9 protein-coding genes are annotated in these 12,256 nt (G+C 55.8%); 3 read left to right on the top strand and 6 right to left on the bottom strand.

The genetic code is table 11. The annotated features are described in order from the left end of the window. Window positions 1–674: 674 nt before the first annotated feature. Entirely contained in the window at window positions 675–1,037 is a 363-nt protein-coding gene (locus AC6IY8_RS16835; protein WP_497775797.1) for a hypothetical protein, read from the bottom strand. A 114-nt stretch (window positions 1,038–1,151) separates the two neighbouring features. Between AC6IY8_RS16835 and AC6IY8_RS16830 the strand changes: the two genes are divergently transcribed. After that, window positions 1,152–2,129 carry an ion channel gene (locus AC6IY8_RS16830; RefSeq protein ID WP_497775795.1) on the top strand — a complete coding sequence of 326 codons (978 nt, stop codon included), beginning with the start codon at window positions 1,152–1,154 and terminating at the stop codon, window positions 2,127–2,129. A 46-nt stretch (window positions 2,130–2,175) separates the two neighbouring features. Here AC6IY8_RS16830 and AC6IY8_RS16825 read toward each other — a convergent pair whose 3' ends face one another. From AC6IY8_RS16825 to AC6IY8_RS16815, 3 genes are all read right to left on the bottom strand, one after another. Next, entirely contained in the window at window positions 2,176–4,176 is a 2,001-nt protein-coding gene (locus AC6IY8_RS16825; RefSeq protein ID WP_497775793.1) for an HD domain-containing phosphohydrolase, read from the bottom strand. Window positions 4,177–4,338: 162 nt separating this feature from the next. Continuing rightward, window positions 4,339–5,568, bottom strand: a complete 1,230-nt coding sequence (gene chrA / locus AC6IY8_RS16820) for a chromate efflux transporter (protein ID WP_497775792.1) — start codon at window positions 5,566–5,568, stop codon at window positions 4,339–4,341. 82 nt (window positions 5,569–5,650) lie between these two features. Further along, window positions 5,651–6,946: a dicarboxylate/amino acid:cation symporter gene (locus AC6IY8_RS16815; RefSeq protein ID WP_497775790.1), complete on the bottom strand. Its 1,296-nt coding sequence runs from the start codon at window positions 6,944–6,946 to the stop codon at window positions 5,651–5,653. A 273-nt stretch (window positions 6,947–7,219) separates the two neighbouring features. On the opposite strand from AC6IY8_RS16815, the gene AC6IY8_RS16810 reads away from it, so the two are divergent. Both AC6IY8_RS16810 and AC6IY8_RS16805 read left to right on the top strand, forming a co-directional pair. Continuing rightward, a complete protein-coding gene (locus AC6IY8_RS16810; RefSeq protein ID WP_497775788.1) occupies window positions 7,220–9,136 on the top strand; it encodes an AsmA family protein in 1,917 nt (638 codons plus the stop codon). A 172-nt stretch (window positions 9,137–9,308) separates the two neighbouring features. Continuing rightward, entirely contained in the window at window positions 9,309–9,926 is a 618-nt protein-coding gene (locus AC6IY8_RS16805) for a tetratricopeptide repeat protein (protein ID WP_497775787.1), read from the top strand. A gap of 69 nt (window positions 9,927–9,995) precedes the next feature. Here the strand turns inward: AC6IY8_RS16805 and AC6IY8_RS16800 are convergent, their stop codons facing one another. Next, window positions 9,996–11,294, bottom strand: coding sequence for an ABC transporter permease (locus AC6IY8_RS16800; RefSeq protein WP_497775786.1), 1,299 nt, complete (start codon window positions 11,292–11,294; stop codon window positions 9,996–9,998). Next, entirely contained in the window at window positions 11,287–12,207 is a 921-nt protein-coding gene (locus AC6IY8_RS16795) for an ABC transporter ATP-binding protein (RefSeq protein WP_497775784.1), read from the bottom strand. The genes AC6IY8_RS16800 and AC6IY8_RS16795 overlap by 8 nt, the downstream gene beginning before the upstream one ends. Between the last annotated feature and the right edge of the window lie 49 nt (window positions 12,208–12,256).

Genomic DNA, 12,256 nt, shown 5'->3' with positions numbered 1-12,256 from the left:
CGGGCCGCTTGCAACTTATTCAGACTATCAGAACCGTTTTGATTCTGTCAACCTTAGCGCCACTCGCTCTGAACTGACTTACTAACCTTATCAGATCGTGCGGCGTTTGGCAAACCGTGCCAACTCGCTAATGTCTTCGTCGTACTTGCGACTGTCGAAGCTTATCAAATCCGCTGAAGCTTTGCAACTTCGCATCTGACGGCCGCACACTCGATCATGTCGCAGCAGCTCGTCGACTTTCCATTTGTATCAAACTATCGCACATCGTGCAACTCGCCGCCAGCAGTTATCGCAGCCACGCTGCCGTCGCTGGTCGGCTCTTTTATAGTTTGATTCGGAATGGAAGGATGCGTTGCAGAGACCTCAACGCGTTCGAACAATCACAAGAACATCAAGAATTCTTAAATAGCCATTCGCGACTCGCATCGCGCCAGCGCCTCTAGCGCCTCAACTGTTGTAACAAACCGGCTGAACGGTTGCAAGCACCAGCTCCGCGAGTTTCCACCATAAGCTCACTCAAAGCCGCATAAACACAGGAAAAAACACTACGTAAGATTTTTTCGAACGCTAATTCCTGTCGGAGATTTTCCTCAGGTTTCTCACAGGCAGAACGCCAACTTCGCATCTGAACTCAATCAATCAGCATGGCAAACACGCGACTCTACGCGAATTGATCAGGGAATTTTCGGGAGGTCGCGATTCAATTCGCGATCGATCTTTTTTTCATGTCGCAGGCGAAAAGGTCTCGAGTACGTGATCAGTCCGAAGGCTCCAATGGCCAGCAGAAGCAGAAGGCTGCTCAGTCCGAGGAGTATTTTTGAAGCTCCAGTGTGCGCGACCCTCAGCAGGATGGACGCATTGTCAGGCGTCATGGTGAGTGCTGCTGCCAATGTGAGTATCCCCAGCGAAGCAAGTAGCGAGGTCACATTCTTCGCCCAACGCCCTCGGGCGCTGTAGTCCGCAAATAGCGCAAAGCCATACACGACCAGACCGGCAATCAATAGAAAATTGGCAGATTCAGAGATAGAGGCGATCACGCAGCGGCTCCCGTTCGGTTAGAGGGCATTGTTGCTGATCAAGTTGCGCATGAGTGACAGAGCAGAATCTTAGGGTGACAAAGCTGCATCCATCAGCGTACCGGAGACTCTCGCATGAATACGCCCCCTGGGTTCCCACCCCCGCAATTGACGCCCGAACGTCCACTGGACCGCGATCTCGGATTTGGCAGCTTGGCTTTTCGCGCCCATTACCGCCTGCTCAATCGCGACGGATCGTTCAACGTGCGCCGTCTCCATGAGAGCATTCTCGACAGGCTTTTCGGATATCACGCGCTTCTAAACCTGAGTTGGCCCAGATTTTTCCTGCTGCTCGGTCTCTGGTACATGGCAATTAATGCTCTCTTCGCGGTCGGATACTTGGCACTGGGGCCCGCCGCGCTTCAGGGTTCCTTCGCCGGTCCCCCCTTCTGGCGGGCATTTTTCTTCAGTATTCACACGTTTGCCACCGTCGGGTACGGAAACATCGTTCCCATCAGTTTTTCGGCGAATGTCTTGGTCGCTTTGCAAACATTGTTCGGATTACTGTCCTTGGCGGTCGCGACAGGGTTGGTGTTTGCGCGATTTTCGCGGCCTAATGCGCGCGTGCTCTACAGCCGCAAAGCGCTGATTGCACCTTATGGCAACCAATCTAGCTTCCAGTTTCGGATTGCCAATGGTCGGCGCAGTCAGTTGCTCAACGTGCAGGCGTTGGTGATACACAGCCGCTTTGAGCACGCGGGAGGTGTCCGCGTAAGGCGCTTCTACACGCTGGATCTGGAACGCACGTTTGTCAGTGTGCTGCCTGCCAACTGGACGATCGTGCATCCGGTATCGCCGCAAAGCCCTATCTATGGCTGGACCGAGCAGCAACTACGCGAGGCTGAAGCTGAATTCCTTGTCTTGCTTAACGCGGTAGATGAATCGTATTCACAAACCGTTTACAGCCGCTCATCGTACTCGACAGAAGATCTACAGTGGGGACACAAATTCGCGATGATGTTTTTCGAAGAAGGAAGCAAGGCAGTGCTTGACCTCGATCGCCTCGATCAAACCGTGCCAGCACCTTTGCCGGAGACGGCACTCAGCGCATGAGTTGCCGACGCTGTGGACGGACCGATTGAGGTTCGACGGCGTTGAGCTAATAGGCGAAGCACTCTTCTTTCCACTTTTCGTACACTCTTGCGTTGACGAAAAGTGAATAGACGTGCGGATCGATTTCTCCGTCGTTCACCATGCATTCCAGAATCTTCAGCGCAGTCTCAATCGAGACGGATTCCTTGTACGGGCGGTCGGCGGCAGCCAGCGCGTCGAACACGTCGGCAATCGTCATCAGCCGCGTTTGCAGCGGAATTTCGACCGAATTGAGCTTGCCTGGGTAGCCGCGTCCGTTCAACTTTTCATGATGGCCGCGCGCAATTTCAGGGACGTTCCGAATCTCACGCGTCCATGGAATCTGCTTGAGGAAGTTGTAGGTGTGTTCTACGTGCGACTCGATTTCCAACCGTTCGCCCTCGTCGAGTGAGCCCTTGCGAATGGATAATAGGCGCATTTCCTCCGGCGTAATGAGCGGGCGCACCTGACCATCGCTGCCGCGGAATGTCCTTGTCGGGATCTCGCTCAGCAATCCAAGAGCTGCTTCCGGCAGCACCGAGGGCTCATTGGCCTCCTCGACGCACTGCGCGAATCGATCCAGCTCATCCAGCCTCTCGGCTTGTTCCGCTTCGAACTTAGGCAGATGCCGGAGATACTCCTCACGACCGTGTTCGAGCAGGAATTGCAATTTGAGCTCGGCCGTCTCAGATTCTACCGTGCGTCGCGCAAAATCGAAGCGATTCCGAATCACCTCCATTTGCGCCGGGTAGAGTTTGCGCGCTTTCACCAGAACTTCTTCGCGAACGCCGACCTTTCCAAAATCGTGCAGCAGTGAAGCATAGCGAATCTCTTTCATCTCCGAGCGCGTGAACCTCACCTGCGGGAACAACGTCTGATCACGATTCACGGCCTCTGCCATGGCGACCGTGAGATTGGCGACACGGAAAGAGTGACCCGACGTCGTGGGGTCGCGCTGTTCGATGGCCTTAATCGAGGCTTTCACAAAGCCTTCGAACAATCGCTGGATGTTCTCATAGAGATAGCTGTTTTCGTATGCGACAGCCGCCTGGCTCGCCAGCGATGAGACAATCTCCATCTGTCGTGTCGAAAACGGCAACACCTCGCGCTCGACCTCGTCGCAAGAGTTCAACCGCGCGCGCCAGTTTCGCTTGGCATTGATGAGCTGAACCACGCCAACAATCTCATTCTTCGGGTTCATCATTGGCACGGCGAGAATTGATTTTGTGCGATAGCCGGAGTCGATATCGAATTGCTTGTTGACCGAATATGGGAGCCAGCTTTCCATTTCGTACGCGTCTTCGATCATTACGACTCTTCCGTGCTGTGCCACGTAGCCGGCGATTGACTGCTCGCTCACCGGCAAAACGACTTCCTCGAAGGGCACCTGAACCGAATCGTTCTGCGCCATTTTGAACCGCAGAAACTTCCTCGCATTCCGGTGATCACGCACCTGCCCCTGCTCCGGGCTGTGCTCCTCTTCCTCCACAAGGTAAAGGGAACCTGCATCAGCGCGCGTAATTTCACGGCACTTGGTCAGAATTAGTTCAAGCAGTTCACGGGTGTCATGCTCCGCGCTTAGAGCAGCGCCAATGTGGTTCAGCTCGTAAATTTCGGAGTTGGCCAGCGCGAGCCTATCATTCGCCTCGCGGCGCGTCTGCACCAGGTGCATGTGGTCAATCGCGTTGTCGAACATCCGCTCCAGCAACGCCGGCTGCGTGTTGCTAGGCAGATATGCATAAACCGAGCCGTCGAGACGGGCGTCGCGAAAACGGCGGTCCGACAACACAATCACACGAATATTCTGGGCTCGTAATCGCTTCAGGTGTTGCAGGAAGAGCTGTGCATCCGTGAGCACAAAGACGTTGTCCCCGGTCAGGTCTTCTGGACGTAGCGACTCGAAACTTGCGTGCGGGATTCGTACACACTGCGTCACGGCTGCGGACGCCGCCTGGTCCACAGCAAAATAGATTGCGGTCGGCGACTTGCGGCAGCGAGTAGGCAACTGAACCTGCTTGGGACTCGACATCGGGGGAACAACCTCAAATCCCGCACATAACGGGATCTCTGCCGCCAAGCATATCCGATTGGAATAAGCCAGACCAGAGCACAAATTGGCAGGAAACTCTGGTAACACGGAATCAGGTTGGTTACTCCAGCGGGTGAGGGTGCATATACAGCCGTTCTCGCCTCAGAACGCGGCTGCCAATGCCGACAACGATGACACTCCGATGACGATGATCCACACCGGTGTTTTCCAGCGCATGAGCAAAATGGCGGCCGTTGCGGCAATCGCGAAGTCCCATGCAAAGTGCACGGCAGATGTCCATACAGGGCGAACGAAAGCAGCCATCAGGATCCCAACGACCGCGGCATTTACTCCGCGCAACACCCTCTGAACCTGCTCGCGTGCGCGAAGCTCTCTCCAGTAGGGGAGCACGGCGACAATGACGAGCAATCCTGGCAGGAATATTCCGATCAAGGCTAAGACGGAGAACAACATGCGGCTCGGCGTTGGCGAAATCACGGCTCCAAGATACGCAGAAAAAGTAAACAGTGGGCCGGGTAGTGCTTGCGCCGCTCCATATCCCGCAAGAAACGTCTGCTGATCCACCCAGCCTCGCGCCACCACCGCGTTCTCAAGCAGCGGAAGCACCACGTGACCTCCGCCGAAAACGAGAGAGCCAGCCCGATAGAAGGCTTCGAAGACCCTACTCGCACGAGGGACCGAGGAGTCCGCCAGATGCGCAGTCACCGGCACCACAAGGAGCAACAGAAAGAATGCCGCCGCAGCACACTTCGCCGCCCGTCGGGATATTTCGATTCGAAGTTGATGCCCAGCCTCGGTTCGCTCACTCGTGGGCGGCAGCGCGAAACTCAGCGCGGCCCCTGTGCCGATGGCGAGAATAGTGCCAGCCGAGGGCGGAGCAAAGAATACGATCGCTGCCGCCAGCAAAGCTATAGTCACGCGCCCCAAATCGGGTGCGAGCGACTGCCTCATTGCAAGAATTGCCTGAGCAACAACGGCAACGGCTACCAGTTGCAACCCGTGCGCCACGCCCTGTCCGACTTGGCCCGTGAGAAGGCCGTGACCGAAGGCGAACGCCAGCATGAGCAGCGCAGATGGAGTGGTGAATCCGACCCAGGCCGCGAGTCCTCCGAGCCACCCTGCCCGCAGTAATCCAAGTGAAAATCCAACCTGGCTGCTGGCAGGGCCGGGAGCAGACTGCGACAGCGCGACGATTTCTGCAAAGGTCTGCTCATCGCACCAGCCGCGGCGCTCGACAAACTCGGTGTGAAAGTATCCGAGGTGAGCGATCGGGCCGCCAAAGGACAAACAGCCCAATTGCAGAAAAGCGAAGAGAACCTCAGTCGGCTTTCCCCGCTTCGCTACTTCGGACGTGCAAGCTGCACCGGGCATGTGCTCAGTTTTCGGCGGACTCCAGCACGAAACACGAAGATCATATCGCAACAGCTCGGCTCAGCTCGTATTGCAGAAGCGATTAAACCGCGAGCTTTTCCGGCTCGTCTTCTTCCACCGCCGTCGGTTCATTCAGCACGTGGCGCAGTTTGCGCTCATCGAGCGCCCTGCACCAGTGGCCCACCACGATCGTCGCAACACCATTTCCGATCAGATTGGTAAGGGCGCGGGCTTCGCTCATGAATCGATCAATGCCGAGAATCAGCGCCACACCCGCGACCGGAACCGTGCCCGTCGCCGATAGAGTCGCCGCAAGCACAATAAATCCGCTTCCGGTCACTCCTGCAGCGCCCTTGGAGGTGAGCATTAAGACGGCCAACAGACCAATCTGCTGCCCGAGCGAGAGATTTGAATTCGTCGCCTGCGCGATGAACATCGCCGCCATCGTCAGGTAGATGGAAGTGCCGTCCAAATTGAACGAGTACCCCGCGGGGATCACAAGCCCGACTACTGACTTGTGCACGCCGACATTTTCCATCTTGATCATCATGCGGGGCAGCGCAGCCTCTGACGACGACGTTCCAAGCACGATAAACAGCTCTTCGCGAATGTACTTCAGATATTTCCAAATGCTGAATCCATGTAGCGCGGCGACCATCCCAAGTATGACGAATATGAAGATCAGGCATGTCGCATAGAAGCAGGCCATTAGCTTGCCGAGCTGGAACAGCGTTCCCATGCCGTACTTTCCGATGGTGAACGCCATTGCGCCGAACGCGCCCAGTGGCGCGACTCGCATGATGATTCCGACGATCCGGAACAGCACGCGCGAGAACTGGTCGATGACCTCGTGGATCATCCTCCCTTTGTCGCCGATCATGTGCAGAGCAAAACCAAATAGGATCGCGAAGAACAGCACCTGCAGGATCTCGCCCTTTGCGAATGCGCCAACAATGGTGTCCGGGATCACGTCCAATAGAAATCCGGTAGTTGTCTGCATCTTGCCCGGGCCTGTGTAGGCGGCGACAGCCTTTGTATCAAGCGTCGCGATATTGACGTTCATCCCTGCGCCCGGCCGCACGAAATCCACGATCAGCAGGCCGATGACAAGCGAGACAGTACTCAGAATTTCGAAGTAAAGGATGGCGAGGGCGCCGGTCTTGCCCACTGACTTCATATCTTCCATGCCGGAGATGCCAAGCACCACGGTGCAGAAGATGATCGGGGCGATCATCATCTTGATCAACTTGATGAAGCCATCGCCAAACGGCTTCATTGCGGCACCGGCGTTGGGGTTCAGATATCCAAGAAGCACGCCAATCGCGATCGCGACGAGCACCTGAAAGTAGAGACTCTTGTAAAACGCCTTCCCTTTCATCTTCCCCTCGCTTTTCTTTCTGCCCGGCACTCTGTTTTAAGCGATTGAATGCAGGGCAGTTCTGCTGAATCGCGACTTTGACATCGTCTGATGCTGGTTTCACCTTTGCCGTGGGCTCTTGCCCTATGATTTACCCTGTATGTTTCCCCTGCCCGTGAGCGGTTAAGAGTTCCTGAACGGGAGAGAGGTTGAACGCTTAGATAACTCTCTGGCGCTGGAGAGGCGTCTTAGTTCCTAGGGATAACTACCGACTTCGTCACCCTGAGGCTTCCAATGAAAAAGCTATTAATCGTGCTGGGGACTTTGCTGGTGCTGGTGGTCGCCGCCATTGCGGCTCTACCTAGCCTGCTCGACGTCAACCGCTATCACGATCGGATTCAGGCGGAGTTGCAGACGCGCCTGGGACGGCAAGTGCAACTTGGCCAAATGAACCTGGGACTGTTCCCTCCTACATTCAAAGTGGAGAATGCGATCATCGGGGAGGATCCCAAATTCAACAGCGGTAAGGCGTTCGCCCAGACTGCGGAACTCGACATCGAGCTCAAGCTGCAACCGCTGCTGCACAAAGACGTTCAGGTGGCCAGCCTGCGGATGGTGCGTCCACAAGTGGAGTTGATTCGCAGTGCCGATGGTGCATGGAACTTCTCTACCCTGGGCACCCATAACCAGCAGCAGCCCAAAGAAGAGCAAAACAAACCGCTGCAACTTGACCATTTCCAGATTGATGACGGTGCGGTGGCAATTACCGATCAGCAGAAGCACCAACCGCGAACCGAATACAACCACATCGATGTATTGCTAAAGGACTATGCTCCCGGCAGGCCATTCGATATCACGGCCAGCGTGCATCTGCCGGGCGCTGGCAAGCAGACGGCGAAGCTGCAAGGCCACGGCGGTCCTATTGCCGACCAGACCCTGGTCAGCACTCCGTTTGAAGGCACATTGCAACTCGATCAGGTGGCGCTCGACGCTGCCAAGCAATACCTGAACTCGCAGGCTCTTGCCGGAACCAACGCGAGCATCAGCGGCAATCTCAAATTCAAAAACAATTCCGGCAAAGTCGCCACAAATGGCACCATTCGCATGGATAACGTAGTGGCGCAGGGAAAGCAGCTCGGCTACCCCATCGAGCTCAATTACAACGCTACCGACGATCTCCAGGCCGACATCATCGACATTGCAAACACTCAGCTGAAAATCGGTTCTGCTCCGTTCACGATCAACGGGACACTGAACGGAAAAACCACACCTGCGCTGGCAAATCTGAAGGTGAACACCCAGAACGCATCCCTTGCCGAACTGGTGAAATTGGGTGAAGCCTTCGGCATGCAACTCAGCCCTGGCATGGATCCCAGCGGGCGATTGAGTGCCGACCTGACCGCCCGTGGACCGCTAAGCGGCCCGGCTGTAGCAGGTGTACTCAGGGTCGCTCAGTTAAAGCTGAAAGGTCTTGAGGCCAACGCTCTGCAGATCACGCTCAACATGGCACCTCCGGGAGCCAACTTCGTGCAAACTCTCACAGGCCGTATTGGCGTAAATCTCAATGATGGCAAGCTGACCGGCGTGGACATGGCACAACAGCTTGGCTCGATTGGCAAGTTCACCGGGGCGAGCAAGGTAAGCGACGGTGCGACCCACATTTCGGAACTCACCGGAAACTTCGACATGAGGAACGGTGTTGCGACCACGAATGACCTCAAAGCCCTGACTGACGCCGGAACCATCGCCGCGGTCGGATCAGCTTCGCTGGTGAATCAGGGCCTCGATTTGAAGGCGACCGCCGTGCTCTCTAAGAGCAGTTCGCAACAGGTAGGTGGCACCGCAATTGGTGGCCTGATGAGCACGGCCATGGCTAACAACAACGGCGAGATCGTCATCCCGGTGCTGGTTACCGGCACTATCCCCTCGCCCAAGGTAGCGCCTGACGTGCAACAGATGGCAAAGATGCGGATGAGCAACATGCTGCCAAGCTTCTCCAATCCCGGACAGTTGACCCAAGGCGTGCTCGGAAAGCTTGGTGGCGGCGCGGGCGCTGGAGGCGTCGGTGGCGTGCTGGGCGCCCTCACCGGCCAGCAACAGCAACCACCTGGGGCGGCGGCCAACAATCAGCAGCAAAAGACCGGCAGCACAACTCAAGACACGGTCAACGGATTGGTTGGCCTCTTCGGCAAGAAGAACCAGAAGAAGTAGTAAGCTTCCCTAAATGGCCGCGGACTCTTCCGCGGCCAGTATCCTCGAGCGCACATCTCAGTTGGCTGACCGGCATGGCTCGCGATACCATGTCTCGATTGGACGCGCAGTCCACCTCAGAGAAAATTGAGAACTACAACAGGGCCGTGGTGCGCGCTGGGAGAAATTGTCAATGAAGAATCAATCCGCAAAGAAAGCAGCGGGATGGACGAACACACAGGTTTATACAGCAATCGTAGTAGTTTTGATCATCGGAGGCCTCGGCGGATACCTGCTGCATAGCTCGGGGAACTCCGCCAATTCCGCGAATACTTCGAGCACTTCCTCGAGCGCCAGCCTGCCGCCTTCAAATCTAACCAGCGGACAGGTTCTCGATGCACAGGTGAGACCTCTTCAACAGCGCATTGATGCGAATCCCCGCGATGTTTCGGCGCTGACTCAACTGGGCAACGTGTATTTCGACGCGTCGCAATGGACCAGCGCGATCACCTACTACACCCGCTCACTCAACGAAAACCCCAAGGATCCGGATGTTCGCACCGACATGGGCATCGCGTACTACTACTCGGGTGATGCCGACCGCGCGCTGAAGGAATTCGATCAGGCTATGAAGGACGATCCCCGCCACGCGCAGACGCTGTTCAACGTCGGTATCGTAAAGCTGTACGGCAAGAACGATGCCAAGGGCGCAATCACCGCTTGGGAATCCTTGCTCAAGATCGACCCCGCGTATCGCGATCGAGCCAAGGTCGAAAGCCTTCTGGCTGAAGCTCGCGCGAAAGCGAAATAGTAGGCTGCGCGTTAAATCAAAAAAGCTCCCGGCCACGGGAGCTTTTCTATTGTTTAAACGGCATCGGAATCACGCGTAACGAACCCACTTCACGATCTCCGGCAATGTCGGCCGCTTCCCGTACATCAGAATGCCAACGCGATATATGCGGGATGACAGCCAGATCAATCCGTACAAACTCGCTACGCTAATCCCAAGCGACAGCACAAGCTGCCACACCGGGGGCATGTCCACCGACGCTCGCACGAACATGATGATGGGAGATGTGAGAGGAAACATCGACAACCAGAACGCCAGCGGCGTATTGGGATCACGAATGATGCCCGTGGCGAACACCATGCAGAAGACAAGCGGCAGCGTCACCGGAAACTGCAATTGCTGAGCTTCTTCGTCGCTGTTCACCATGGCACCGATGGCGGCGTACAAGCACGCGTATGTAAGGTAGCCCAGCACAAAACACAACGGAAAGAGCCACAGCACTGCCGTAGATAAATGCGCATCTTTCATGCTGTTGCCAATCACCTGTCGCGCAAGGGCCATGCTGCCACTCCCGAGCAGCATTCCTGAAACCGCCCATATCGTGATCTGCGTCAGGCCCACTGCTCCGACACCGATAATTTTACCGGCCATCAACTGCATCGGAGTCACACTGGAGAGCAGCACCTCAACAATTCGCGAATTCTTCTCTTCAATCACCGATCGCATAACGTACAGTCCATAGATCAGCACCGTCATGTAAATGCCGAACAGCAACAGAAACGGCAGGAAGAACGCTCCCATGCCATTCGAGCGATTGGCGCCCTTGCGGTCCACATGAACCGTGTCGAGCTCGACTGGACTCAACAGCGCTCGCGACTGCGAAGGCGAGAAACCCCGCTCGCCTAGTTGCCGCTGGCTGATGGCAATCCTCAATGCGCGGCTCACCATCGAGCTCTCAACGAAGTCGGTCGCATTGCGCGAATAGTACGTGCTCTTGCGCGTGGTGACTGCATCTGGCTCAATCCACGCCACGCCATCGATGCTGCCATCACGAATCTGCCGTATGAGTTGATGTCGCAAGCTTTCGGTAGGCGGCGCTTGAACGCTCACATCGAAATCGGGCCGCTTCGACTTTCTCGATGCCGATTCGTCCTCATCCTCATCAGAATTGCGTGATTGCGCGAGTTCCTTCTGCACCAGCTTTGCCAAAACCGGATCATCCGAGACGATTACGATATGCCGGGTGCCGGAGCCGAACATCATCAATCTTCCAGGCAGGATCACCACCGCTCCCATGAACAGCGGCATCAGAATTGTGAAAATGATGAAGGCCTTCGTCCGCACTCTTACCAGGTACTCGCGCCGGATGATCAGAAATACATTACGCATGGCTGACCACCCCCTTGGTGGATTCCACTGTGTCGATGAAAATCTCTTCGAGTGAAGGCTCTACCATCTCAAACCGCCGGATAGTTGCCGTTCTCATTGCTCGCTGCAGGAATTCCTGCGGATCGGCGCCAGCCGCTAGACGCAACTCGACAAAGTTTCCGAAATCATTCGCGTGGGCCACCATCGATCGATCGGCTAACACCGGAAGCTCGCCATCGTACTCAAGTTGAATGCTGCTGCGCCCGTATCCAGCCTTGATCTCATGCAGTCCGCCCAGCAACACGCTGCGTCCTTGATTCACCAGGCAAATGGAATCACACAATCTCTCGACGGTGTCCATGCGATGCGTCGAGAACAAAATAGTCTTACCCTGCTTTTTCAGATCGAGCAGCGCATCTTTCATCACCAGCGAACTCGCCGGGTCCAAACCACTAAAAGGCTCATCGAGAATCAAAAAATCAGGATCATGCATGACGGCAGCAACGAATTGAACCTTCTGCTGCATGCCCTTCGACAGTTCCTCAATCTTTGCATTCATCCAGCGGTCCAACTCCAGCCGCTCAAGCCACTCTCGCGAGCAGCGCTTAGCCTCGGCAGAGCTCAATCCCTTTAGCTGCGCAAGGAACACCAGATTCTCGATGACCTTCATCTTTTTGTAGAACCCGCGCTCCTCGGGGAGATATCCCACGCGGTCCAGTACCTTGCGCGAGAGCGGTTGGCCAAAAATGCGAACTGTGCCGCCATCCGGAACGATGATGCCGATCATCATCCGGATTGAGCTGGTTTTCCCTGCCCCATTCGGGCCGAGTAGTCCAAAAATTTCTCCCTCGGGGATGTTGAATGACAGATGATCGACAGCGACAAACTCGTCGTAGGTCTTGGTGACCGAATCGAGTTCCAGCGTAAATGGCATGAATGTCCTGGGACCCAAGGTGGGGTCAAAAGCAAAAGACTTCAGTATT

The sequence above is a fragment of the Koromonas soli genome (genome assembly GCF_059726265.1).
Note: the sequence above shows the minus strand (reverse complement) of the source record. Positions and strands in the feature narration are given on the sequence as shown.

What these genes read in the sequence shown, in the direction of transcription:
- AC6IY8_RS16830 (WP_497775795.1), top strand. Translation starts at nt 1,152, where the DNA reads ATGAATACGCCCCCTGGGTTCCCACCCCCGCAATTGACGCCCGAACGT.
- AC6IY8_RS16825 (WP_497775793.1), bottom strand. Translation starts at nt 4,176, where the DNA reads ATGTCGAGTCCCAAGCAGGTTCAGTTGCCTACTCGCTGCCGCAAGTCG.
- chrA (WP_497775792.1), bottom strand. Translation starts at nt 5,568, where the DNA reads ATGCCCGGTGCAGCTTGCACGTCCGAAGTAGCGAAGCGGGGAAAGCCG.
- AC6IY8_RS16815 (WP_497775790.1), bottom strand. Translation starts at nt 6,946, where the DNA reads ATGAAAGGGAAGGCGTTTTACAAGAGTCTCTACTTTCAGGTGCTCGTC.
- AC6IY8_RS16810 (WP_497775788.1), top strand. Translation starts at nt 7,220, where the DNA reads ATGAAAAAGCTATTAATCGTGCTGGGGACTTTGCTGGTGCTGGTGGTC.
- AC6IY8_RS16805 (WP_497775787.1), top strand. Translation starts at nt 9,309, where the DNA reads ATGAAGAATCAATCCGCAAAGAAAGCAGCGGGATGGACGAACACACAG.
- AC6IY8_RS16800 (WP_497775786.1), bottom strand. Translation starts at nt 11,294, where the DNA reads ATGCGTAATGTATTTCTGATCATCCGGCGCGAGTACCTGGTAAGAGTG.
- AC6IY8_RS16795 (WP_497775784.1), bottom strand. Translation starts at nt 12,207, where the DNA reads ATGCCATTTACGCTGGAACTCGATTCGGTCACCAAGACCTACGACGAG.